The organism is Acinetobacter sp. YH12040 (assembly GCF_013420005.1).
GTDB classification, from domain to species: domain Bacteria; phylum Pseudomonadota; class Gammaproteobacteria; order Pseudomonadales; family Moraxellaceae; genus Acinetobacter; species Acinetobacter amyesii.
Genome location: NZ_VOZB01000006.1, coordinates 1 through 23,751, shown reverse-complemented (window position 1 = coordinate 23,751; position 23,751 = coordinate 1). Strand labels below are relative to the sequence as shown.

20 protein-coding genes, 1 tRNA gene and 2 pseudogenes are annotated in these 23,751 nt (G+C 39.6%); 11 read left to right on the top strand and 12 right to left on the bottom strand.

What is annotated here, in order from left to right; all coding sequences use genetic code 11:
* Positions 1 to 30: 30 nt before the first annotated feature.
* Entirely contained in the window at positions 31 to 3,918 is a 3,888-nt protein-coding gene (gene hrpA, locus FTT99_RS08225; RefSeq protein WP_218954515.1) for an ATP-dependent RNA helicase HrpA, read from the bottom strand.
* A 249-nt stretch (positions 3,919 to 4,167) separates the two neighbouring features.
* Positions 4,168 to 4,605, bottom strand: coding sequence for a hypothetical protein (locus FTT99_RS08220; RefSeq protein ID WP_180084199.1), 438 nt, complete (start codon positions 4,603 to 4,605; stop codon positions 4,168 to 4,170).
* Positions 4,606 to 4,961: 356 nt separating this feature from the next.
* Between FTT99_RS08220 and ahpC the strand changes: the two genes are divergently transcribed.
* The 3 genes from ahpC to FTT99_RS08205 all read left to right on the top strand — a co-directional run bounded on the left by ahpC (position 4,962) and on the right by FTT99_RS08205 (position 6,718).
* Positions 4,962 to 5,525: an alkyl hydroperoxide reductase subunit C gene (ahpC, locus tag FTT99_RS08215; protein WP_078193727.1), complete on the top strand. Its 564-nt coding sequence runs from the start codon at positions 4,962 to 4,964 to the stop codon at positions 5,523 to 5,525.
* Between the two features lie 291 nt (positions 5,526 to 5,816).
* Positions 5,817 to 6,293: a hypothetical protein gene (locus tag FTT99_RS08210; RefSeq protein WP_180129552.1), complete on the top strand. Its 477-nt coding sequence runs from the start codon at positions 5,817 to 5,819 to the stop codon at positions 6,291 to 6,293.
* 218 nt (positions 6,294 to 6,511) lie between these two features.
* On the top strand, positions 6,512 to 6,718 hold the full coding sequence (locus FTT99_RS08205) for a KTSC domain-containing protein (RefSeq protein ID WP_078189026.1): 207 nt from the start codon (positions 6,512 to 6,514) through the stop codon (positions 6,716 to 6,718).
* A gap of 85 nt (positions 6,719 to 6,803) precedes the next feature.
* On the opposite strand, the gene FTT99_RS08200 is transcribed toward FTT99_RS08205, so the two are convergent.
* Both FTT99_RS08200 and FTT99_RS08195 read right to left on the bottom strand, forming a co-directional pair.
* Positions 6,804 to 7,397 (bottom strand): O-methyltransferase, encoded by a 594-nt coding sequence (locus tag FTT99_RS08200; RefSeq protein WP_180129553.1) that lies wholly within the window; start codon positions 7,395 to 7,397, stop codon positions 6,804 to 6,806.
* 57 nt (positions 7,398 to 7,454) lie between these two features.
* Positions 7,455 to 7,673 carry a DUF1653 domain-containing protein gene (locus FTT99_RS08195; protein WP_180119736.1) on the bottom strand — a complete coding sequence of 73 codons (219 nt, stop codon included), beginning with the start codon at positions 7,671 to 7,673 and terminating at the stop codon, positions 7,455 to 7,457.
* A 283-nt stretch (positions 7,674 to 7,956) separates the two neighbouring features.
* Between FTT99_RS08195 and ahpF the strand changes: the two genes are divergently transcribed.
* From ahpF to FTT99_RS08180, 3 genes are all read left to right on the top strand, one after another.
* Positions 7,957 to 9,522, top strand: coding sequence for an alkyl hydroperoxide reductase subunit F (ahpF, locus tag FTT99_RS08190; RefSeq protein WP_180161389.1), 1,566 nt, complete (start codon positions 7,957 to 7,959; stop codon positions 9,520 to 9,522).
* Between the two features lie 266 nt (positions 9,523 to 9,788).
* Positions 9,789 to 10,031, top strand: a complete 243-nt coding sequence (locus FTT99_RS08185; protein WP_078192893.1) for a hypothetical protein — start codon at positions 9,789 to 9,791, stop codon at positions 10,029 to 10,031.
* Between the two features lie 235 nt (positions 10,032 to 10,266).
* Positions 10,267 to 10,461 carry a hypothetical protein gene (locus FTT99_RS08180; protein WP_111885752.1) on the top strand — a complete coding sequence of 65 codons (195 nt, stop codon included), beginning with the start codon at positions 10,267 to 10,269 and terminating at the stop codon, positions 10,459 to 10,461.
* 69 nt (positions 10,462 to 10,530) lie between these two features.
* Here the strand turns inward: FTT99_RS08180 and FTT99_RS08175 are convergent, their stop codons facing one another.
* Both FTT99_RS08175 and FTT99_RS08170 read right to left on the bottom strand, forming a co-directional pair.
* On the bottom strand, positions 10,531 to 11,178 hold the full coding sequence (locus FTT99_RS08175; RefSeq protein WP_180007363.1) for a LysE family transporter: 648 nt from the start codon (positions 11,176 to 11,178) through the stop codon (positions 10,531 to 10,533).
* 146 nt (positions 11,179 to 11,324) lie between these two features.
* Positions 11,325 to 11,897 carry an FxsA family protein gene (locus FTT99_RS08170; RefSeq protein ID WP_078192890.1) on the bottom strand — a complete coding sequence of 191 codons (573 nt, stop codon included), beginning with the start codon at positions 11,895 to 11,897 and terminating at the stop codon, positions 11,325 to 11,327.
* 132 nt (positions 11,898 to 12,029) lie between these two features.
* Between FTT99_RS08170 and ruvC the strand changes: the two genes are divergently transcribed.
* On the top strand, positions 12,030 to 12,575 hold the full coding sequence (gene ruvC / locus FTT99_RS08165; protein WP_078189034.1) for a crossover junction endodeoxyribonuclease RuvC: 546 nt from the start codon (positions 12,030 to 12,032) through the stop codon (positions 12,573 to 12,575).
* 70 nt (positions 12,576 to 12,645) lie between these two features.
* On the opposite strand, the gene FTT99_RS08160 is transcribed toward ruvC, so the two are convergent.
* Positions 12,646 to 12,921: an acylphosphatase gene (locus tag FTT99_RS08160; RefSeq protein ID WP_180129567.1), complete on the bottom strand. Its 276-nt coding sequence runs from the start codon at positions 12,919 to 12,921 to the stop codon at positions 12,646 to 12,648.
* A gap of 1 nt (position 12,922) precedes the next feature.
* The gene (locus FTT99_RS08155) at positions 12,923 to 14,410 is read right to left on the bottom strand and encodes an NAD(P)H-hydrate dehydratase (RefSeq protein ID WP_180129555.1); all 1,488 of its coding nucleotides are present in this window, start codon (positions 14,408 to 14,410) and stop codon (positions 12,923 to 12,925) included.
* Positions 14,411 to 14,430: 20 nt separating this feature from the next.
* On the opposite strand from FTT99_RS08155, the gene queG reads away from it, so the two are divergent.
* Positions 14,431 to 15,525 carry a tRNA epoxyqueuosine(34) reductase QueG gene (queG, locus tag FTT99_RS08150; protein WP_180129556.1) on the top strand — a complete coding sequence of 365 codons (1,095 nt, stop codon included), beginning with the start codon at positions 14,431 to 14,433 and terminating at the stop codon, positions 15,523 to 15,525.
* A 276-nt stretch (positions 15,526 to 15,801) separates the two neighbouring features.
* The gene (bioB, locus tag FTT99_RS08145) at positions 15,802 to 16,794 is read left to right on the top strand and encodes a biotin synthase BioB (RefSeq protein WP_180129557.1); all 993 of its coding nucleotides are present in this window, start codon (positions 15,802 to 15,804) and stop codon (positions 16,792 to 16,794) included.
* Positions 16,795 to 16,918: 124 nt separating this feature from the next.
* Here bioB and FTT99_RS08140 read toward each other — a convergent pair whose 3' ends face one another.
* Both FTT99_RS08140 and FTT99_RS08135 read right to left on the bottom strand, forming a co-directional pair.
* Positions 16,919 to 17,143 (bottom strand): hypothetical protein, encoded by a 225-nt coding sequence (locus FTT99_RS08140; protein ID WP_078192886.1) that lies wholly within the window; start codon positions 17,141 to 17,143, stop codon positions 16,919 to 16,921.
* 537 nt (positions 17,144 to 17,680) lie between these two features.
* Entirely contained in the window at positions 17,681 to 19,885 is a 2,205-nt protein-coding gene (locus tag FTT99_RS08135; protein WP_180129558.1) for an OsmC domain/YcaO domain-containing protein, read from the bottom strand.
* A gap of 368 nt (positions 19,886 to 20,253) precedes the next feature.
* On the opposite strand from FTT99_RS08135, the gene FTT99_RS08130 reads away from it, so the two are divergent.
* Positions 20,254 to 20,330: transfer RNA gene (locus tag FTT99_RS08130), tRNA-Ile, on the top strand.
* A 389-nt stretch (positions 20,331 to 20,719) separates the two neighbouring features.
* On the opposite strand, the pseudogene FTT99_RS08125 reads toward FTT99_RS08130, so the two are convergent.
* A pseudogene (locus FTT99_RS08125) lies at positions 20,720 to 21,656 on the bottom strand (IS5 family transposase).
* Between the two features lie 308 nt (positions 21,657 to 21,964).
* Between FTT99_RS08125 and FTT99_RS08120 the strand changes: the two are divergent.
* Complete coding sequence (locus FTT99_RS08120; protein ID WP_180108268.1) at positions 21,965 to 22,990, top strand: SUMF1/EgtB/PvdO family nonheme iron enzyme; 1,026 nt, start codon at positions 21,965 to 21,967, stop codon at positions 22,988 to 22,990.
* A gap of 246 nt (positions 22,991 to 23,236) precedes the next feature.
* Here FTT99_RS08120 and FTT99_RS08115 read toward each other — a convergent pair.
* A pseudogene (locus tag FTT99_RS08115) lies at positions 23,237 to 23,751 on the bottom strand (hypothetical protein); the annotation flags it as partial.

Genomic DNA, 23,751 nt, shown 5'->3' with positions numbered 1-23,751 from the left:
GTAAAACTCCTTTTAGAAATTACCTATATCTTAACTGATTCCGAGCTTATCCCATACTTTTTGCAAGCGGGATGGAGAAATTGGCATCTTGGTCTTCATTGGTTGAGAGAAAATAGAGATGCGTAACTCCTCAACCATGAAATACAATTCTTTAAGGCGAGTGTCATTTTTAAACTTAAATAATTTTTCCATCCATGGGTCAACTTGATCAATGGCAGAATTGTCCCTTTGTAGGTTATTTGGCAAGCGGTCTAAACGCAAGACTAATGCCTTCAAATATCTTGGAAATTCGAGCCACACATCGGAAGTTTTGCCATAAACAAAATCTGAAAGTTGCATCAAATCGAGTTGATCTTCAATGTCATCAATGTTCTTTCCAAACACAGAATCATCTAAAACCAACAATTTCCGACGTATATCCTGCCATTGAATATAGGTTTCAGTTAAAACGGCTAATGCTTGTTGCCCATGGGTTAAGAAAGATTTCTTTACATTTAAAATCAGGTTTTGGTACTCCTGCACATTGACAGGTAACTCATTTATTGCAAGCTGAAGTGTGGCATAAACTAACATTTGCTCTAGTTTGGCTTTGTCACTTAGCGGTGAATAAGCCAATGCCAAGGGTTTAGAAATCTGTTTTTTCAACTGACGAACTAAGTCACCCAACTGCATATGAACCAAACGAATGATCCCTTCGCGGTGTTGTTTGACTGCTTCAAATTGGTCATTGAAAGTCTGAATCACCACACCAGATTCGTCTTTGGCATCCAACTCTGCAAAGCCTTTGACTGGAACAAGCGCTTGGTATTGTTTCACCACCACACCCGTGACTTTTTGTGATGCTTCGAACACAAAATTATCAGGGAAGGTTTTAAACTCACCTTTTAACTGTTTGACTGGGCTATGAGTTTCCGTACGACAGCGTGCTTTGAGTTCATCTAGATCACGACCTTGCTCAATCACACGGCCTTTTTCATCAATGACTTTGATTAAAGGCAGCAGATATTGCTCAACACGTTCCCAAGAAAAGTCCTTATCTGTGATTTGCTCACCACGCAGTTGGAACGCCAAGAAACTAAAAATATGCTCGCGCAAATGCACGGCATCGACACGATCCATTAATTTACGAGCCGTATCTGGTATTGGCACCAAGTGACGGCGTTTATCCTTAGGCAGTGCTTTAAGTAAAGCTTCAATCAGGTCTTGTCGCCAACCGGGTATGCCCCATGACCAAATATTTTCATCCACTTGCGGCAAAGCTTGAACTGGAATTTTGACCGTTGCACCATCTTCATCATGACTTGGGTCAAAACGATAACTTGCAGCCAAACGCAGTTCACCATTACGTAGGTAGTCTGGAAATTGCTGGGTCGTTGGACGGTCATTCATCCAAAGCGCATCATCATCGATAAATAAATGCCGTGGATTTTTCGGTTCTACAGTTGCACGCCAGTCTTCAAAACTACGACGACTTGCCACCTCTTCAGGCACTTTTGCAGCATAAAATTGGTAGATGGTTTCTTCATCCACCACCAAATCACGACGACGCAGTTTATCTTCAACACGCTCAACTTCTTCGAGTTTTAATAAATTGTGTTTTAAGAACGGCGGCGTAATACCCAAATGTCCCGTCGTCAACGCATCACGTAGGAAAATTTCATGCGCCGCCGGATGATCCACTTTTTCATAATTAATCTGACGACGTGGCTCAATAATCAAACCAAATAAAGAAATTTGATCATAAGCATTCACCACACCAGTTTTTTTCGACCAATGCGGCTCAAAATAATGATGCTTCAATAAATCGCCTGCAGCCAATAAAATCCATTCAGGTTCAATTTTCGCCAATGTACGAAGATATACCTGAGAGGTTTCCACCATCTCAAAAGCCATGACCCAAGGTGTATTGGTTTTATGCAAAGTTGATGCAGGGAAAATGCGTGCCTTTTGTTGACGCACTGCCATGAATACATTGCGTTCATCGGTTTTGTTGGCAATAAATGAAAGTAAACCCGTTAATAACGCACGGTGCAGATTTTCATAATTGGCCTTCTTTTCATTAAAGGACAGTTTTAAGCCCTGAGCCAAATCCACCAATTGCTCATGGGTTTTTTTCCACTCACGGAGGCGTAACCAACTAAGGAAATGGTTGCGTGCAAAGGTTCGACGCTTATTCTCACTCATGTCACGGTTAGCAACCAAAGCTTCCCATAATTTGATATAGAACAAGAAATCCGAGTCAGCTTCACGGAACAAAGCATGTTTCTGATCGGCCTGCATTTGTTTATCCGCAGGACGTTCACGTGGATCTTGTACCGCTAAAGCAGCGACAATAATCAAGACTTCATTTAATACACCAAAATGCGCTCCACCCAAAATCATCCTTGCAAGACGTGGGTCGATCGGCATTTTCGCCATTTGCTGACCAATTTTGGTTAAAGCACCATTTTTATTATTCGCATGTTTTGTGCCTTGTTTTGCTTGGTTTTCCGAAGCAACTTGCGGTGCATACGCCGATTTTTCTTTTAAAGCACCTAATTCAATTAACAGCTTACGACCATCATTCACCAAACGATGATCTGGCGGCTCAATAAAATCGAAGTCTTCTAATTCACCAAAGCCCAAACTTTGCATTTGCAAAATAACCGAGGCCAAGTTGGTTCGTTTAATCTCCGGTTCGGTAAATTCAGGACGACTCATAAAGTCTTCTTCTGAATACAGTCTAATACACACACCCGGTGCAATCCGACCACAACGACCTTTACGCTGATTTGCTGCCGCCTGTGATACAGCCTCAATTGGTAGACGCTGTACACGTGAGCGATAGTTATAACGGGATATCCGTGCAAAGCCACTATCAATTACGTAGCGAATATTCGGTACAGTTAAAGCCGTTTCTGCCACGTTGGTGGCAATAATAATACGTCGCCCACCACCCGATGGATTAAAGATCTTTTGTTGTTCTGCCAAAGCCAATCGAGCATATAAAGGTAAAACTTCGGTATGTTTTGGCCCAAACTTTTGCAGTGTTTCCTGTAACTCACGTATTTCTTGTTCAGTGCTGGCAAAAATCAAAATGTCGGCATGTTCAGGATGACCTTTTTCCTGCGCATCTTGAAAACATTCTTCTACGGCTGAAACCACAGCACGGGGTAAATTTTCTTCAAAATCGTCAAATTCATCGTCATCACTACCGACAATACTCAGCTCTGAAATCGGACGATAACGGAGTTCTACCGGAAAGCTTCGACCTTCGACTTCAAAAATGGGGGCCCCATTAAAGTAATTCGAGAAGCGGTTTACGTCTAATGTCGCGGAGGTAATAATGACTTTGAGATCTTTACGACGAGGCAAGAGCTGTTTGAGATAGCCCATAATGAAGTCGATATTCAGCGAACGTTCATGCGCTTCATCGATAATAATCGTGTCATATTTATTTAAGAATCGGTCATTGGCCAGTTCAGCCAATAAAATACCATCGGTCATTAACCGAACGATGGAATCTTGTGAACCTTGTTCATTGAAACGAACCTTAAAGGAGATCGACTCCCCTAGCTTTTCTCCCACTTCTTCTGCAATACGTTGCGAAACGCTACGGGCAGCCAGTCGACGGGGTTGAGTATGACCAATCAAACCCGTTAAACCACGACCTGCAAGCATGGCAATTTGAGGCAACTGTGTGGTTTTACCCGAACCCGTTTCACCTGCCACAATAATCACTTGATGCTTTTGAATAGCTTCAATTAGTTTGTCCGCATACTGCGTAACAGGTAAGTCTTGATTTAATTTAATATTGGGAATGCGGGCAATCCGTTCGCGCACTTTCGCATTCGACTTTTCAAACAAATCTTGAAATTTTTCAGGATTGGCTTCTTTGCCTTTTTTCAGCCGACTTAAGCGATGGCGATCACGAACCATGACCAATTGATCGACATTTAACTGACTTGGCACAGATGCATTATCCTAATAATTAAAAATAGAACCGAATATTTTACGCTGTATGTAAAAATAGTGAAAGATGAATCTATTTTTTGCGTGCCTGAAACCAATAGGTAAAGCCGAACAGAATAAAATGATAAAAAACTAAAATTGCGGCCAATAACCAATAATTGCCACATGCTGACTAGAATAGGCAACTCAAGCTTATCCATTTGGATGCTTTATCCATTAGTTTTCAGTCCCATAGAAAATATAAATGATACTAAAAACAATAAATATACTCTGCCCGATCACCCATGCGAACAACCAACCATTATGACAATAAACAATACTGTCATAGATAATTTTTGAAATTGAAGCAGTTTCTATCATTAAAATGATGATGAATTGAAAAATCGCATATAGCCATAATATAACCACATACCAAGCACGTCTAAATGATAGCAACAGTGGGAAAAAAAAGAAGATTCCAACGATTCCCATGGTACTCAATAGCGTAGGATCATCTGATGAAGTTCCTAATAGTTCATTAAAATAGGTCGCTTTTTGAGGTTGCAAGTATTCATAGATACATAAATTTGTACCTGTGTCTTCAACTTTAAGAATACATAGTGATGCAAGTGCAAGACTGAGAATGGCAATGATACGAAAAAATTGACTAAGCACCTGATCAAATCTGGAGTCATTTTATGTTCATGCCATCTTATATGAACAAATTCTATAATTTGAAATATTTTTTATAACTTTTTTAGAGATCACCCTTGAAATCTTATGCCACAAGCATCATGTTGGTTACAGATTTTAAAAAGATGATTTTGTCATTTTACTTTCAACTTTATATGGCATTGATATGGCTTATATCGAATGAAATAATGATAAATAATCGTTATTGCTGAAATAGTTCTGGAGTGTACTAATTCGGATTTTCCGATATTAGTTATGTAAAAATACTATTTCAGCAATAAGAAAAATTTCTGTACCCTATTGGAAATCAAAAACAAACCTCAATCATGGAGACAATGATGAGCTTAATTAATACTGAAGTTAAACCGTTTAAAGCACAAGCATTCCAAAATGGTCAATTCATCGAAGTAACTGAAGCTGATCTTAAAGGTAAATGGTCTGTTGTATTCTTCTACCCAGCTGACTTCACTTTCGTTTGCCCAACTGAACTTGGTGACCTTGCTGACAACTATGCAGAATTCCAAAAACTAGGTGTTGAAATCTACTCAGTTTCTACTGACACTCATTTCACTCACAAAGCTTGGCACGATTCTTCAGAAGAAATCAAAAAAATCCAATACGTAATGGTTGGTGATGCGAACTGGACTCTTGCTAAAAACTTTGACGTATTAATCGAAGCTGACGGTCTTGCTGATCGTGGTACTTTCGTTATCGATCCAGAAGGTAAAATCCAAATCGTTGAAATCAACGCTGGTGGTATCGGTCGTGATGCTCAAGAACTTCTTCGTAAAGTTAAAGCAGCTCAATACGTACACGCTCACCCAGGCGAAGTTTGCCCAGCTAAATGGAAAGAAGGCGACGCAACTCTTGCTCCTTCAATCGACCTAGTTGGTAAAATCTAATCTGTATTAGATTGAACTGATTCAAAAACCACGCTTTTAGCGTGGTTTTTTTGTGCCTATTATTGGCGAGCAAGTACCTCTTTGCACCCTACGTAGTTCACACTTTATTCACACAACTTTAACGCTCTAGCACTTTCCACATATCTGTAGATATTCATCAAGTTAGAGCTTACACAAATATAATAAAAATGCGCCGCAAACCCGATTGTCTAGGCTTACATCTTTGCCAGTATTTCAGTATTTTTAACATGAATTTTAGGTCAATTGCTTATTTCAGGAAGATGTAAGCCCATGAAAAAATATTTCGTCTCGATCAGTTTAATTTTATGTTCGTTTACAACTTTTGCTGCCGTGAACTGCGAAGGTGAAATTAAAAACCAAAGTATTCGTGAAGATATTAAAGTCAAAAAAAATTGTCAGCTTGAAGGTTTAATTGTTCATGGCAATGTTATTTTAGAAAATGGTGCCAGTGTTGAACTGCATGACAACCACATCAAAGGCAATATTGAATCGAATAAAAATTTTACCAAGATCATTGCCAATCATAACAATATCAATGGCAATGTCGATTTTACAATGGGGAAAAACATCCAACTCCTCAATAACCAAATTTCAGGCGACCTCAAATTAAAGAAAAATAATGGCAATATTGTTCTAAATAATAATGAAATCGCAGGTAATTTGATTTGTCTTGAAAATGCTTTTTCAATTAATGGCAGCAACAACCAAGTCAAAGGCAATAAATCAGAACAATGCCGTAGTTTTTAACTCTCCTTACACTAATATGGGAGAATTACACTTATGGCATTTATTTGAACTGGCATTTTTTTTATCAAATTAGTTGATAAAGAAATGAAAAAAATGTGAGATAAAACATTATTTTTTAACAATTCTGCAATACTCCACGCCCTAAATTTGTCTTAATTTCAAATGAGATAAACCTTTAACTGCAGTATGACTATAACAACGCAATAAGGGGGTGGCTTATGACAACAACTGTTGTAACTTCTTGGAAATACAGTTCTTCTTCACGTTACTTAAAAATATTTTATGCGAATGGTTCTGGGGATCTCTTTTATCCAGTTTCACCTTTTATTTATGATAATTTACTTCGATGTAGTGATAAAACGGCATTTGTCCACAAATATTTAGAATATGATCTACATTTTTCACGAGTAAGCTTACAGGGTTAAACCGCTACAAGCTCAGCGCTATAGCAACAGTATTTTTACTAATTAAAAAAAAATTCGATCAAATCAGGGCTGAATGCCCTGATTTTTAGTTGCGCCAAATCACCATAAAGAGCCCTGCGCCCACATTTAATGTCGTACTGATAAAACGATCATCCGCTTCAACACGTTGGATAAATTCAGCGACCTCATCGGCATGTGACAGCACATTGTCCACGATTAACACGCCATTTTGAACTTGTATTAATTCAGCTAAATATGACCAATACGCCACATACGCATCACGTTCTGCATCTAATAAAATGAAGTCATAACGACGATTTGAATGCTGTAAAAAATGCAGTGCATCGCCATGATGAAATTCAATGTATTCAGCTAAGCTTAAATTTGCCGCATGCTGTTTGGCTTGCTTGATACGCGCTGCATCAATTTCGATGGTTTCGACTCGCCCTTGTGTAGACTGCGCAGCATCCGCCAACCACAGCGTGGAATAGCCTGTAGATGTTCCAATTTCCAAGATCTGTTTGGCTTGTTTTAAGCGAATTTGCATAGCTAAAAACAGTGCAGACTCAGGCTCAATATTTCGGTAACGCGCAAGTCGGTGATTTTGAGCAGCATCGTGAGCACTAAAGTCTGCATAGAGTTGTTGCATATAGTTTTTAAAATTTGCATCCATGGTCATGATTCTGTCCTTTTGTTATTTCTTTCATATTTATAAATTGAAGTACTAAATATCTACTTAGTGGGTTTCTTGGATCAGCTTAAAACGTGGAATTACTTCACCATCAATTTCAATGGTTTCCATAAACATCTCTAAGGGTCTAACCCACATGGAATAGTCGTCATACAAGCACTGATAGACCACAACTTTTTCACGCGTTTCACTATGTGTTGCAACATGAAAGACTTGATACAACTGACCTTTATAATGCTGATAAATCCCTTTCTTAACCTGCATGTCATTTCCTTAAAAAGTTCTCAATACAATTGCGTTGACTCTAGCATTCTCTCGCTTAAAGCGCGATGAATTCGTTTATTTTTCCACTATTTAACTTGTATTTCTCGATAGTGGCCCAATATTGACTACATTCACATCGGTATATTCTTATTATTTAGAAAGAAATTTAATCACTTGATTTGTAAAACCGATTAATTTTATAAAAACAAACCGTTTCACCTATTTAATGGTTTGTTCTATCATTCTCTCATCAAATAAATTTACTCCTCTGGAGACGTTAGCAATGTTAGATCAAAATACTTCTGCTCAATTAAAAACCTTACTTGAACGCCTTGAAGGCCCGATTGAAATCGTCGCGACTTTAAACGGCACGGACAAATCAGACAAAATTAAAGAATTGGTGACTGAAGTTGCTGCTTTATCTGATTTAGTGACTGCACGTTTTGACGGTAACAACAGCCGTGCGCCAAGCTTTGGTATTGCAAAAGCAGGTGAAACACCACGTGTATTCTTCGCAGGTCTACCGATGGGCCACGAGTTCACGTCTTTGATTCTAGCTTTGCTACAAACTTCAGGTTATGCACCGAAAGTTTCTGACGAAGTACTGAATACCATCAAAGGTCTAGGTCTTAAAACTGACTTTGATGTGTTTGTATCACTCAGCTGCCATAACTGTCCTGATGTGGTTCAAGCACTTAACTTGATCGCAATTTACAACCCGGGTACAACTGCAACCATGATTGATGGTGCATTCTTCCAAGACGAAGTGGAAGAACGCAAAATCATGGCTGTACCAATGGTATTCCAAGACGGCAATCACATCGGTCAAGGTCGTATGACTTTGGAAGAAATCATTGCTAAATTAGACACCAACTCTGCTGCAAAAGATGCTGAAAAGCTAAATGCCAAAGAAGCCTTTGATGTCCTTATAATTGGTGGTGGCCCTGCAGGTAATACTTCTGCAATCTATGCAGCACGTAAAGGTATCAAAACCGGTATCGTAGCTGAACGCATGGGCGGTCAGGTCATGGATACCATGGACATCGAAAACTTCACGTCGATTCAAAAGACTCAAGGTCCTAAGTTTGCTGCTGAAATGGAAGCACATGTACGTGAGTACGGTGTGGACATCATGAACTTGCAACGTGTATCTGACATCAAAGGTGCAGATGAAACAGCCAATGGCTTGGTTGAAGTGACTTTAGAGAATGGTGCAAAACTTGAATCTAAAACAGTGATTCTTTCAACAGGTGCACGCTGGAGAGAAATGAACGTTCCGGGTGAACAAGAATACCGTACTCGTGGTGTTGCATACTGTCCACACTGTGACGGTCCATTGTTTAAAGGTAAACGTGTTGCAGTGATCGGTGGTGGTAACTCAGGTGTCGAAGCGGCGATTGACCTTGCAGGTATTGTGGAACATGTAACGCTAGTTGAGTTTGATACTAAGCTTCGTGCTGACCAAGTCCTTCAAGACAAGTTAAACAGCTTACCGAATACCACTGTGATCATGAATGCATTGTCTACAGAAGTGGTCGGTGATGGTTCACAAGTGACTGCACTGAACTATAAAGACCGTGCAACAGATGAAATCAAAACGATTGAATTGGCTGGTATCTTTGTACAAATCGGTTTGTTACCAAACACTGATTTCTTAAAAGAAACAGCAGTTGAACTTTCAAACCGTGGTGAGATCGTAATTAACGAGCGCAACGAAACCAATGTAAAAGGTGTATTTGCTGCAGGTGACTGTACAACAGTACCGTACAAACAAATCATCATTGCGACAGGTGAAGGCGCGAAAGCTTCATTGTCTGCTTTTGATTACATCATCCGTTCGGGTCAATAATTCAGTTTAAACAGAACAGCAAAAGCCAGTTTTCGAACTGGCTTTTTTTATGACTGAAAATTCATGTCTTGTTTCATTTATAAATTATTTATAAATCAAATATTTAACTCTATGACGCTTTTCACTTACACAATAATGAGCAAAACAAACCGTTTAAAACTTGTACAACAGCTTATTTGCACATTAAGATAAAATAATCATCACGGATTGATGGTTGACAATAACAACAAGAATGTTGGTCAAATTCGACTAAATGGAGAAAAGCAATGCACTATCAATATCACTGTGCTTGTTGCAATAAAGTATTGGCTTCAAGCGATAAAGAATGTTCCGAATGTGGCTCGCATAATATCCGTAGCCCATATGGCTTTTGGATATTTTGCATACTCAGTTGTTTGGCTGTTGCCATTCTATTTAAGAGTGTCCAAGTGTATTTGCAACAGCACGATACCGAAGCGACAACCCAACTCAACATCTTTGAAGTACTCAAGCAAGATGGTAAAAATTAAGCTTTTTTTACAACAGCCAAATACAGCCCTATGAACAGGCTGGCAATGTGTGAAATTTAGCCAAGCTAAATCTAAGCACTATTATCCAGTTGCTTTAAAGTCATTCAAAGCGAGAAGTTAAAATGATGAAAGCCTGAATGATTTCAGGCTTTTTTATGCGCTTGCGTTGCCCTGCTCACTTATCTTCACGAGGAAAATTCTTTAAACTATGACAATAGCAATGAGGTTCTAGACGATGGTGCAGTTAATTAAAAAAGGCGGTTTACGTGAACGCGCCAATCGTAGCCGATCATACAAAGGTTCTGAAAATACCGAAACCACCCTCAAGCCAAACCGCTATCGTGATCATGCTGAAACCACCGATGTTGCACAAGATCCATCAAATACAGCACCATCCAAAGACCAAGATCAAACCAATCCAGAGCAATAAAATTGGCACATAAAAAAAGCCAAGTTCTAATACTTGGCTTTCGCTTTGCTGACAGCAATATGTTTGCAGCTATTGAAGATTGAACATTCTAATTGCGTCGAACCACAGCCAAATCGCAAAAATTAAAAATAACGCCCCTGAAACCACATCAATATAACTACCCGAACGTTGGTAGAGTGCTTTAATTTTAGGCAAAGACATAATCATCATAAACAGACTAAACACAATAAAGGTCTGAATCGGAATGATGACAGCAAGCTGTGCTTTGAGGTTACTACTGGCTGATGAACTCAACGCCAGTGAGAACACACTACTAAAATAAATCAATGTTTTCGGATTGGCTAAATTTGTAAATAAACCTAATAAAAAATAATTTTCAGTTTTCTGCTGACTTAAGGCCTGCCCATCTTCTAAATTGGCTGTTTGATTTAAACTTTTAAGCCCACCACTAAACATCGCCCAACCCATTTTCGCCAAGAAAAATCCACCAACAGCCATTAAAACTTGTTGTATCCATGGAAATTGCTCAACCAGAACCGTAAAGCCCAATAAGGTTAAAACGACCCATACCACAATCCCGACAGAGATCCCCGCAATAATTTTTAAGGTATTTGCACGGGTTGTTGATGCAGCACTTTTAGCAATTAATAATACGTCTGGACCTGGACTCAACTGCGCAACAAAATGTAGCGCGCAGATGGTGAATAACAGTGACATGCAAGCTGATTCATTTGAATTAAAACGTGAAGATTATATCGCTTGTTCAATTTTTTTGTTGGCAACACAAGGTTTATTTTTAGGCCGTATCAAAATTTACGCAAAAAAAAAGCCGAATACACATTCGGCCTTTCATACTGAGTTACTTATTTTTTATTGACATCTTTCAGTTCAATTTGTTTCGCATCTGGCGTCACTTCACGAGCTTCACCATCAATAACGGATGAATCACGACCTGATTGCTGATTTTGCATATCTTGCATTTGACGCATCATATCTGCAAATGGGTTCTGACCTTGAGCACCGCCCATGCCTCCCATATCGCCCATCATGCCACCCATCATTTTTTCCATCATGGCTTGCTGACGCTTCATCATTGTTTTCATCATGACTGCTTTCATGGCATTTTGTACAGGTGGAATCAAAATAAGTAATGCCATAATATCTGAGATTAGACCCGGTAACAGCAATAAGAAACCAGCCAAAATTTTTGGTAAATTTCCAGTTAAAGCTGGATCATTACTCATTTGACCTGCTTGCATTTGCTGCATTTGAGGCATCAGACCTGATGAATATTTACGGATAATATTCATCCCTATAAAGAAGGCCGCCACGAACCAGAAAAAGACATACCACATGCTGCCGACGAGGTCGCCCACACCGATCCAGACAAACACTTCCAGGATCAAGCCTGCTAAAATCAGAAGAAATAATTTCATGAAAATTAAACAAATCTCAGTAAATTAATTTAAGGTGTTGCGTTCAACTGCTCAATCACTATCAAGCTTTTTTGACACGCTTATGTAACAATATGGGCATTATTTTATTTTTAAAGGGCAAATAGGGCAAACATGTCATTAATTATCGGTATTGACCCTGGGTCTCGCCTAACTGGTTACGGCATCATCGAAAAGGATGGTTCTAAACTACGTTTTGTCGATGCTGGCACCATTCGTACCGAAACAACAGAAATGCCTGAACGCTTAAAACGTATTTTCGCTGGTATTGATCGCATCGTAAAGTTTCACGGGCCTACTGAAGCTGCGGTTGAACAAGTATTTATGGCTCAAAACCCTGACTCGGCCTTAAAATTAGGTCAAGCACGTGGTGCTGCCATTGCCGCTTTAACCAATTTAGATTTACAAGTCGCTGAATATACTGCACGTCAAATCAAACAATCTGTGGTCGGCTATGGGGCTGCTGATAAAGAACAAGTCCAAATGATGGTTATGCGCATTCTGAACCTAAGCATCAAACCCCAGCAGGATGCAGCCGATGCTTTGGCTGCCGCAATTTGTCATGCGCATGCGTCTGGTAGTATGAGTAAAATGGCTGTACTGAATGCCTTAGGTGGTATGGCTCGTGGCCGAAGCCGTGTAAGCACTCGACGTCGGTAAATATTCCTCAAATCATATAGCTCAGTAATTCAGACTGTTTTCAAAACCCCACTCAATCTAGTGATCAAACTTAGCGAATCATTTTAAAACCGCTATAGTCTAATTCATGCAGTGGAATTTCTTGCTGATCGATTTTAGTCACGTCTGCTCGTAAAGGCCCCACCAGACTGTGTTTCAGTATTTTATGAATGGCGTCTTCAGTTCCAATAATCAGCGCTTCAACTTCGCCCGTCGCTAGATTTTTCACATAGCCATTTAAACCGATTGCAAGCGCTTGCTGCTCAAACCAACGACGGTAGCCAACACCCTGCACTTTACCTTGAATTCGCAATTTAACCGCATGCATTTTAGTCTTCATCTCCTGAATGATTGACCACATGATAAACCGCTTGGGCCATATCCTGTGCCTGCAAACCACGCATCCCCGGCTTCGCCAATACATCACCTGCTAAAGCATGCAGGCTTACGATTTCGTGCAGATGAATTTGCTGATGGAATTGTGCTTTTAAACTCGCAATCATCCCTGCAAGCACATCTCCCATACCGCCTGTACCCATTCCTGCATTACCTGCGGTGCAAATCCAAAGCTGATCTTCAAGTATTAAGCTGCCTGCGCCTTTAAGCACCCATTGACCTTGAAATTTTTCTTTTAAATACTGAATTGCTTGTACACGATCTGCTTCAACTTCAGCAGTAGTAATACCCAGTAATTTCGCAGCTTCACCCGGATGTGGCGTTGCATAGGTGCGTGCATTCAATTTTTCAGGTGTTTCAGCTAGAAACCATAATGCATCTGCATCCAAAACAATTTCCAAGGTTGACTGCTGAATCAATGGAAACCATGACTTAAACTGCTGTTGTGCCCAATTGTCACGACCAAGCCCCATGCCAAAGCTAATCGCATCGACATGATCGATCAGTTGCTGAATCGCTTTTACATTTAATGCATTGATATCGCGTAGCATAATATTCGGTGCGCGCGCCAAAATAGCGGTGTGATGTCGTGCATCACAAACAACGGTGACCTTTCCTGCACCTGCATGGAATGCAGCCTCAGCAGCCATTATCACCGCCCCACCCATTTCAGCATGCCCACCAACAACCAAAACATGGCCATAACTGCCTTTATGACCAAAAGCTTGTCGCTCAGGTAAAGTGATTTTCTGCGGAGACAAATAAGCGAGTGGCTCTAACTCTGCATCAGTCGGTATACATGCCATCACCGAAACTTCACCTGCATATTCCTTCGCTTGACCTGTAAATAGCCCTGCTTTTAGACCCAATGCCGTAAAGGTATAATCGGCTTGAAATGCGATGGGTAAAGGCCGCCCTGTATTGGCATGTAATCCGCTTGGAATATCAATCGCAACTTTGAGTCCCGTGCATGCATTCAATCGTTGAATAATGGCTTGCCATTCACTAGAAAGTTCACGATTGAGTCCAATACCAAATAATGCGTCGATATAAACGTCATAGTCATGCTGAAAATCAAAATGTGTATAGATCTTGAGCTTGTGATCTATCGCTTCTTGTACAGCAGAATGTAAATCTTTCGATGCTCCAATTTCAGCGGCGTAAATATCGACTTGAAAGCCTGCTTGCTGTAGGTATTGCGCTGTAAGATAGCCATCTCCTGCGTTATTGCCCTGTCCACAACATACAGCGATATTTTTTAAATTTTGCTGCTTTAACCTTGGAATGAGTTGCTGAGCAATCGACCATGCGAACTGCTGCATCAGACCATAACTGCTATTGTGCTGAGCAAACCAACGCTGCTCCCAAGCTTGAATACTTTGGCTAAGATAAACAGGGCTATGGTAAACTTGCAGACGCATTGTTTTTCCTTGTTATGATTATGGCCGCTTCAACTCCTGCACAAAAAATTCCTGTCGATCAATATGATCCAGAAACCCTAAAAGCATGGATTAAAGCACAAGCCTTAAATTTAGGTTTTTCTGATTGTGTCATCGCAAAGCCAGATGCTCAAGAGGAACTCCCTCGTTTTAAAGAATATTTAGAACGTGGTTATCATGGCGATATGAAATTCCTAGAGGAAAACCTTGAAAAACGTGCCAATCCTGCACTTTTAGTCCCCGGCACCCGCAGTATCATTTGTGTCCGCATGGACTATTTGGTCGAGACACCAAAACCACGTTACGTTCCAGATGAACCAAACTCAGCCATCATTGCACGCTATGCACGAGGTCGTGACTACCACAAAGTCATGCGCGGTCGTTTAAAAACCTTGTCGAATATTATCCGTGAAAAAATCGGAGAGTTTGAATCTAGACCCTTTGCCGACTCTGCACCAGTGTTTGAAAAATCCTTAGCTGAAAATGCAGGCATGGGCTGGACAGGCAAACACACCTTACTGATCCATAAAAAATCAGGCTCATTTTTTGTATTAGGTGAGCTGTTTACATCACTCGATTTGCCTTTTGATTCTCCGGCAACCAAACATTGTGGTTCATGCACAGCTTGTATTGATATCTGTCCAACTCAGGCCATCGTTGAGCCCTATATGTTAGATGCACGTAAATGCATTGCCTACTTAACCATCGAATATAAAGGCATCATTCCTGAAGAATTACGCCGTGGCATTGGCAACCGTGTGTTTGGCTGTGATGACTGTCAACTTATCTGTCCATGGAATAGCTTTGCGCATAAAACTCAAATTGAGGACTTTTATCCACGTCATGGCCTCGACCAAGTGAGTTTATTAGATCTTTGGCAATGGAATGAAGCCACTTTTTTAAGCTGTACTGAAGGCAGTCCTATCCGACGAACAGGCTATCAAAGCTTTATGCGAAATATCGCCATTGGCTTAGGCAATGCACCATACAGTTCAAATATTGTGCAATCATTAAAAAATTCTCGCGAAAAACATGATGCGATTGTGCAAGTTCATATTGATTGGGCAATTGCAGAACAAAACTCAAAAATGCTTTAAGGACTTTTATTCTCTATTTTCCAGATCCTTACAAAGTTTTCATTTAAGCTAAAACTTAGTGACGTAATCCAAGAAAATTAATTTTTTAGCTCAAAATAAACATTGCAGCGATTGTGCTGTCATTTAGCATAACTTTGCAAGCATCTTAAATATCAAAAGTTCTTGAAAAAGTCATTTCAATGCATTTTAGCTAAATTGCAATGTTACAAAATAGTCTTGGAAGTCTGCAAATTTTACGTATGATGATCTGCATTAGGCAGAAAATATGGATCATTTATGAGCTACCGAAATGACTGGACACATCCAGAAATACAAGAGTTGTATCAACAACCATTGATGGATTTATTATTCCAAGCACAGACCATTCACCGTGAATATTTCCAAGCCAATCATATTCAAGTCAGCACCTTACTTTCGATTAAAACCGGTAAGTGCCCTGAAGACTGTAAATATTGCTCTCAGTCTGCACATTATGACTCTGGATTAGAAGCTGAAAAACGTCTGGCTGTGGAAAAAGTCATCAATGAAGCGAAAGCTGCGCTTGCCTCAGGTTCTTCGCGTTTTTGTATGGGCGCTGCATGGCGCAATCCACATGAACGGGACATGCCCTATGTGCTAGAAATGGTGCGTGAAGTCAAAGCGCTGGGACTTGAAACCTGTATGACCCTTGGCATGCTGAATCAGTCTCAAGCAGAGCGCCTACATGAGGCAGGCTTAGATTATTACAACCATAACCTCGATACCTCTCGTGAGTATTATCCCAATATCATTAGCACGCGTAGCTATGATGACCGTTTAACGACGCTAGACTATGTTCGCCAATCTGGAATGAAAATCTGTAGCGGCGGAATTGTGGGCTTAGGTGAAAGCCGTGATGACCGTATCGCCTTTTTGATGGAGTTGGCAACGCTGCCGATTCATCCTGAATCCGTGCCGATTAATCTCCTTGTCCCTATTCAAGGTACCCCACTTGCAGAGGTTGAGAAACTTGATGTGATCGAATGGATTCGCACCATTGCAGTCGCACGGATCATTATGCCAAAAAGCTATATTCGACTCTCTGCAGGTCGTGAATCCCTGAGTGATTCAGAACAAGCTTTGGCATTTATGGCAGGTGCAAATTCACTCTTTTCTGGTGAAAAACTACTGACCACGCCAAATGCAGGCGAAGGCAAAGATCAGCTTTTATTTAGCAAACTCGGTTTAGTGGCTGAACAGCCCAAACCAAATGCTGCACAGCTTTCAACTGATGCCATGCAAATGGCTTAAAATAAGCCCCGAAGTTCGGGGCTTAGTTCAATTGAATGATCAGTGGTAGGTTTCAATGTGCAATGCAAGAGATGGTGCGAATAAATGAATGGTTGAATCACCATGAGTATGGAAAATATATCGATTACTTCGCAAAGTTATGTGCTGTTATTAAAATTCCATAGCCTGCATTTAAATAATCCCCTTCACGAATGATGTCTTGACCATTAGCATGTTGAACCACCAATTGCTGCTGAATCGCATCATAATGAAAAGATTCAAAGCAATCTTGATGTTGTAATAACCATGCAATGGTATCTGCCATATTGGCATCGACGGTATAACGCTCGGCTTGAAAATCTTTACTCATATCTGCATGAAAACTGTGAATGTATTTCTATTTTAATGATTTCAATATTGACCGGCATTAAAAAAGTGAGCTTTCGCTCACTTTTTTTTCGGCTTAGACTCTGCATTACTTTGTCACACCGCACTTACGACATTCCTTGTGCGAACCGATTTCTTCCATTTGCTCGTATTCGTAAATATGCATGCAAAATAGTTTTCTGAATAATTGAAGCATGTTGTTAAAACTCCCATTTATTTATTAATGTGCTTCTGAATATTTCGTCCTGAAATATTATGATCATGCCTAAACACGCCATAGCTAATTTATTATCATATTTTTCCAATGAGTCAAATATCTTTACTTTAAAATGACACAATTTCGGATAATCGGTTATTTTTAAGCCTCCCTTATATTCACCTGAGTTATAAGGATTTTTATTAATATCAACATCACAGATATAGATTAATTTTCAGCAAATTTCGCACAAAAAAAACTCCCCTTTAGGAGAGTTTTTTCAAATAGATGATCACATGAGTAACGTTATTCACAAGCCCAGATTTAAACGTTCTGACTGGCAAACTTCGCACGTGCAGCATGCAATTTTTTATAGCTATCAATCAGACGTAAATGACGATCTAAACCTTCAAGTTGCATATTGGTTTCAGTTAAACCGTAGAAGCGAAGACTGCCATCCATTGAACCAATCACTGCATCCATACGTTCGTCACCAAACATACGACGGAAATTATGTTCATAGTCATTGAGATCTAAGTCATCGTCCAATTCAACTTCTAAAACCACATTCATGCATTGATAGAACAAACCACGTTCAACTGTATTAGTGTTGTACTGAAGGAAGGTTTCGACCAACTCTTTTGCTTCTTCAAATTCTTGTAAGGCAATATAGATCAGTAGTTTGAGCTCAAGAACCGTTAATTGGCCCCATACGGTATTGTCATCAAACTCAATCCCGATGAGCGTCACAATATCCGTGTAATCATCCACCTCAAGCTCTTCTAAGCGCTCAACCAGTGACACTAACTCATCTTCATCTAGGCGATGAATGTTTAAAATATCTTCACGGAAGTCCAAAGCTTTGTTGGTGTTATCCCAAACCAAGTCTTCAACCAAATACACTTCAGAATAACCCGGAACCAAAATACGGCATGCCGTAGCACCTAGATGCTGGTAGACCGCCATATATGCTTCTTTGCCCATATCTTTTAGGATCGCAAACATCGCTGCAGCTTCTTCCGCATTGGCATTTTCACCTTCAGATGTGAAATCCCACTCTACAAAATCATAGTCTGATTGTGCGCTAAAGAATTTCCAAGACACCAAACCACTTGAGTCAATAAAGTGTTCTACAAAGTTATTCGGCTCTGTGACTGCATTTGAACTAAACGTTGGTTTTGGTAGATCGTTTAGACCTTCAAAACTGCGACCTTGTAGAAGCTCAGTTAAACTACGCTCTAAAGCCACTTCAAGTTTTGGATGTGCACCAAATGAAGCAAATACACCACCTGTACGTGGGTTCATTAAGGTTACGCACATCACAGGGTACTGACCACCAAGTGAAGCATCTTTTACCAATACAGGAAAACCTTGTTCTTCTAAGCCTTGAATACCCGCAACAATACTTGGATATTTGGCTAAAACCTCTTCAGGGACATCTGGTAGAGCCAATTCACCTTCTAAAATCTCACGTTTGACCGCACGCTCAAAGATTTCCGATAAACATTGCACTTGAGCCTCAGCCAAGGTATTCCCTGCACTCATCCCGTTTGACAAGTATAAATTTTCAATCAAGTTTGATGGGAAATACACTGTTTCACCGTCGGACTGACGGACAAATGGAAGAGAGCAAATACCGCGTGCTATATTTCCTGAATTGGTGTCATATAGATGTGTACCTAATAACTCATTTTCTGGGTTATAAATTTCACGTGTGTAGTCATCCAAAATTTCGACAGGTAACTCGCCTTCTGGGCCGGGTTGGAACCATTTTTCATCTGGGTAATGCACAAAGTCAGCATTGGCAATCTCTTCACCCCAGAACTGGTCGTTATAGAAGAAGTTGCAATTGAGACGTTCAATAAATTCACCCAAAGCCGAAGCTAATGCGCTTTCTTTGGTTGAGCCTTTACCATTGGTAAAACACATTGGCGATTGTGCATCACGAATATGTAGAGACCAAACATTCGGCACGATGTTACGCCATGATGCAATTTCAATCTTCATGCCTAAACCAGCCAAAATACCTGACATATTGGCAATGGTTTCTTCTAATGGCAGATCTTTACCCGGAATAAACGTGGTACTTTCTGACGCTAAATTTGGCATAAGTAAAGCTTGTGCATCTGCATCAATGCTTTCTACTTCCTCAATAACAAACTCAGGACCAGTCTGAATCACTTTTTTAACCGTACAGCGGTCAATTGAACGCAAAATGCCTTGACGGTCTTTTTCTGAAATATCCGCAGGTAGTTCGATTTGGATTTTGAAAATTTGCTTATAGCGGTTTTCAGGATCAACAATATTGTTTTGAGATAAGCGAATATTGTCTGTCGGAATGTCTCGCGCCGCACAATACACTTTTACAAAATACGCTGCACATAATGCTGACGACGCCAAAAAGTAATCGAATGGTCCGGGAGCAGAGCCATCGCCTTTATAGCGAATGGGTTGGTCGGCAATTACCGTGAAGTCATCAAATTTGGCTTCTTGTCGAAGGTTATCGAGATAATTAACCTTAATTTCCATGTGGGCACCTAAATATTCTTATGTGTCAGTGCAACACATAAAAATGAAAACTTAAGCCGAATAACTGTAGGACATTGACTTAAAAATGTGAGGCCAGTACCAATCTATGCGCTGTTGAGCACGGTACTGACAAGAATGGGCATTATTATAAGGTTATTTTGACTGTTTGATAACTTTTGTCGTGATTTACATCACGATAGGATTCGGCACTTTGTGCATTTTGGTCTAATCCAAGCTCAACTGCTGCAACTACAGCCAATTTGTTGTGTTAGTGTGCAGCCGTGAAGAAAAAGGCTTGTCTTTTAAAAAAATCTTCGCTAGTATGCTTTGCGTCTGAACTTGTTGATAAATAACACATTCAGAATATAGGGCCTATAGCTCAGTTGGTTAGAGCAGCGGACTCATAATCCGTTGGTCCACAGTTCAAGTCTGTGTGGGCCCACCAATTTTTTGTAATCATATGCTCAACTTTGCAATGATTTAATATATAAACCCATGAATTATAATGATTCATGGGTTTTTTATTTCTTTTTTGCAATATGCTGCACTGTAATATAGAGAGCTTTTCTTTATAGGATTTGTGATCTATATAATTTAACTTCACTTTACTTTTAAATGGCTAAAAATTAAGTATAAAAATCAAGATTTTATAACACAACAATAAATATCTAACCGATAAGTCGTAAATGCATCAACGATGTACGGGTCATCTTCCGCGACCTGACATTTATACTCCACACTCTGAAGCCATTTAGGTTGTTTATCAAAAGGGCTTTGTTGCACAAAGATTTGAAATGCAAAGCGCCCCTAATTAAGCTAAATTTAAGGCGTAACTTAGGTAAGTGGTCGACCTAATTCCGTAACTCTGTTAAGGACTGCTACACGTGCATGGATCTCATTCACTTGGCTATCAAAACTCCTTGCACTGAGTTTATCTCCTAATAATTTGATGCAATGCATCTTAGTTTCAACCAAACTTCGCCGATGATAGCCTGACCATTTTTTCCATAGTGTCTTGCCTAAACGTTTAATTGTTCGAAATAATTCATTTCGCTCTAGCGAGCTACTCTTTGTATCTTTCCATGGTTTCGCATTTTTTCTAGGTGGAATCACCGCATGCGCTTGCCGATCTGCAATGACCTGACGGCATTGCTTGGTGTCATAAGCTCCATCGGTATAAACAGAGTCAATTTGCTCATGTTATGGAATCTGATTAAGTAAATCACCAAGCACCTGTGAATCACTGACATTATTGGTTGTGAGCTGAATAGCGCGTATTTGTAGGGTTTTAGCATCTATACCAATATGTAGTTTACGACATTGGCGACGATATTCAGCTCCATGTTTCTTGCGTTTCCATTCGCCCTCACCTAGAAACCTCATGCCTGTAGAGTCTACGAGTAGATGCAGCCCATCGCTACTTTTTTTTGGTAGCTGATTGCAATATCAATATGCTTTTGTCTTCTACAAATGGTGGAATACGAATATCACTGATATTCGGGGCTGTCCAATCTAATCTACAAAGATGAATAAAACTTTCAACAGAGCCAGTGACCATACGTAAAGACAAACGGAATAGAGATTTAATCATCAGACAGCATTGGATAGCAGCATCAGAATAGGTTTGATTTCGACCATGCTTGCCCTTTGGTTGAGCGTACCATTGAGTTTTGGGATCAAACCAAATAGAGATATTTCCTCGATTGATTAATGCTCTGTTATAAGAAGGCCAATTGGTTGTGCGATAGATTTTAGATGTGGACTTATTCATTTGAGAATTATAATGTTGAATAAGCCTTTAACGGTAGATTTGAGCAACAAAGCCCATCTAAACCATTCATGCAAATTGTCATATCAAACAAAGAGGCTGTACGAGTTGACCAGTGTGTTACGCCATGGATCAATTAATCTTGCTTCGGGTTAAGTAAAATTAAGATAATGCTTGCATGACCTTGATGTAAATCTTAGCTGGTAGCCATATTTAGAGTTGACTCAATAAATATAAAAACTTACTTTTTGAAATATTAAATTTGTTTTATTCTTTGATAATATTTAAACAACTCTATAATTTTAAAAAATATGATTAATCGAAAATTCGCTTTTATTTTCCTCTCAAGCCTGACATTAGCGGCTTGTGCTAAAACGCCATCAGAGCCAAATGCATCTTCTCAAAAGCAAGCCAATCAGAAAGTTACAGATCCAAATTTACAGAGTGAAATTCATGAGCTTGTCGAGCGCACAAAGAAAAATATGGTGAATATACAAGGTGGTTCATTCATTATGGGAGATTTCGGCACCATCACCAAAGAACTAGAAAAAACAGCTCCAGATAGTGTGGCAGTAACGAATCCCAAAGGCAATGTCGAGACACCTCCCTATAATAGCTATGTAGGTTATTCATCTGATAAGGATAATAAACCACCGCATAAAGTGGTCTTAGACAGCTTTAAGATGACCAATAATAAAATTACTTTGCAAGATTATTTGATCTATCTCAAGGCCACCAATCAAGTACAACCAGATTATTTAGAAGACTATCCAAAGGAAATTTTTCATAAACTCCCAGCAGGTGCAAATTGGTACAATGCACAAAAGTATTGTCAGTGGTTAGGCAATCAAATGGGGCAAAAAATGGATTTACCGACAGAAGCACAATGGGAATATGCTGCCCGAAACCGTGGACAATACCTTCTCTATGCAACCAATGATGGCACCATGAAAAATGGGGTAAATATTGCAAGCTATGAACAACTCAAAACCAATTCTGTTAAATATGGGTATAATAATTATGGACATCTTCCTATATTAGGAAAAGTATCACCAAATCCTTTGGGAATCTACGATATGGTGACAAATAATACTGAATGGGTCAGAGATTGGTATAGCGAAAACTACTATGCAGAGTCACCTGTTAAGAATCCACAAGGCCCTAAAGATGGCACAGAAAAAGTCTTGCGCAGCTCCTTTCCACAAGGTGGTGATAATGCTGCTGGTGGTGATGGCATGAATATTTACCGTCAAAAAGCCCCTCCATCCGCTATGTTCAAAGAGCATGGCAATACTATTGATGGAAGCCAAGATACCGCATTTCGTTGTATAAATTAATTTAAACTTTATACGTTCCATTTTGGTTATTTGATTCTAGTGAAGTATCAATCATCTCAATATTGCTTACCAACAGTGTATCTCTATCAAAAGGACCCGCTCCAATTCAGCTTTATTTTTTCGCATCAAATTGAAATCAATAAATAATAAGCTAATACAATGCTTACGTGACTTTGATGTAGGCGTTAGGTGGTAATCCTCTTCAGCCTATTCCCTTAATTTATATTGAAAAATCGAAAGAGCTTTTTATTTATCCATCATTTTAAACATCGTAAATTCAAAATTATCTTTTGCACTGATTTCTTCTGGCCGCTGTAAATTCATTTTATTTTTTCTTATCACATCATCATGCCAAACAGGCAATGGTTTGATATGCAATAAAATTCTTCGCGCCACAAAGTTACACACATCAAAGGGATAAGAAAACAATGCTGGAACCCAATTATAGTGATAAATGATCCGAAATGACTTCCAGGTCTCTTCCCAGCTTTCTTTTGCGCCTTGAACATTTTGACAATAAGTCAGTTGTGTAAAAGGATCAATGGTACCGTACATAGGGTGAGGTTTCGGATAAAGCTCTTCTGGTCCTTTCATCATAAAATGACAAATAAAAGTCCATAAACCTTGAGTACGGAATATTCCAATCATTGGAAAGCCAATCACAAAGGTATGTTTTAGGATGCCGTCTTCGATGATATGTGCCCGAAGCTCTCGTAATGGAATGCCAGACAACCCAAAACTACTGCCCATAATATAAACTA

What these genes read in the sequence shown, in the direction of transcription:
- FTT99_RS08210 (WP_180129552.1), top strand. Translation starts at nt 5,817, where the DNA reads ATGAAAAAATATTTCGTCTCGATCAGTTTAATTTTATGTTCGTTTACA.
- FTT99_RS08200 (WP_180129553.1), bottom strand. Translation starts at nt 7,397, where the DNA reads ATGACCATGGATGCAAATTTTAAAAACTATATGCAACAACTCTATGCA.
- FTT99_RS08170 (WP_078192890.1), bottom strand. Translation starts at nt 11,897, where the DNA reads ATGAAATTATTTCTTCTGATTTTAGCAGGCTTGATCCTGGAAGTGTTT.
- queG (WP_180129556.1), top strand. Translation starts at nt 14,431, where the DNA reads ATGGCCGCTTCAACTCCTGCACAAAAAATTCCTGTCGATCAATATGAT.
- FTT99_RS08195 (WP_180119736.1), bottom strand. Translation starts at nt 7,673, where the DNA reads ATGCAGGTTAAGAAAGGGATTTATCAGCATTATAAAGGTCAGTTGTAT.
- ahpF (WP_180161389.1), top strand. Translation starts at nt 7,957, where the DNA reads ATGTTAGATCAAAATACTTCTGCTCAATTAAAAACCTTACTTGAACGC.
- ahpC (WP_078193727.1), top strand. Translation starts at nt 4,962, where the DNA reads ATGAGCTTAATTAATACTGAAGTTAAACCGTTTAAAGCACAAGCATTC.
- FTT99_RS08140 (WP_078192886.1), bottom strand. Translation starts at nt 17,143, where the DNA reads ATGAGTAAAGATTTTCAAGCCGAGCGTTATACCGTCGATGCCAATATG.
- FTT99_RS08205 (WP_078189026.1), top strand. Translation starts at nt 6,512, where the DNA reads ATGACAACAACTGTTGTAACTTCTTGGAAATACAGTTCTTCTTCACGT.
- hrpA (WP_218954515.1), bottom strand. Translation starts at nt 3,918, where the DNA reads ATGGTTCGTGATCGCCATCGCTTAAGTCGGCTGAAAAAAGGCAAAGAA.
- FTT99_RS08160 (WP_180129567.1), bottom strand. Translation starts at nt 12,921, where the DNA reads ATGCATGCGGTTAAATTGCGAATTCAAGGTAAAGTGCAGGGTGTTGGC.
- FTT99_RS08155 (WP_180129555.1), bottom strand. Translation starts at nt 14,410, where the DNA reads ATGCGTCTGCAAGTTTACCATAGCCCTGTTTATCTTAGCCAAAGTATT.
- FTT99_RS08175 (WP_180007363.1), bottom strand. Translation starts at nt 11,178, where the DNA reads ATGTCACTGTTATTCACCATCTGCGCGCTACATTTTGTTGCGCAGTTG.
- FTT99_RS08135 (WP_180129558.1), bottom strand. Translation starts at nt 19,885, where the DNA reads ATGGAAATTAAGGTTAATTATCTCGATAACCTTCGACAAGAAGCCAAA.
- FTT99_RS08185 (WP_078192893.1), top strand. Translation starts at nt 9,789, where the DNA reads ATGCACTATCAATATCACTGTGCTTGTTGCAATAAAGTATTGGCTTCA.
- bioB (WP_180129557.1), top strand. Translation starts at nt 15,802, where the DNA reads ATGAGCTACCGAAATGACTGGACACATCCAGAAATACAAGAGTTGTAT.
- FTT99_RS08180 (WP_111885752.1), top strand. Translation starts at nt 10,267, where the DNA reads ATGGTGCAGTTAATTAAAAAAGGCGGTTTACGTGAACGCGCCAATCGT.
- ruvC (WP_078189034.1), top strand. Translation starts at nt 12,030, where the DNA reads ATGTCATTAATTATCGGTATTGACCCTGGGTCTCGCCTAACTGGTTAC.
- FTT99_RS08120 (WP_180108268.1), top strand. Translation starts at nt 21,965, where the DNA reads ATGATTAATCGAAAATTCGCTTTTATTTTCCTCTCAAGCCTGACATTA.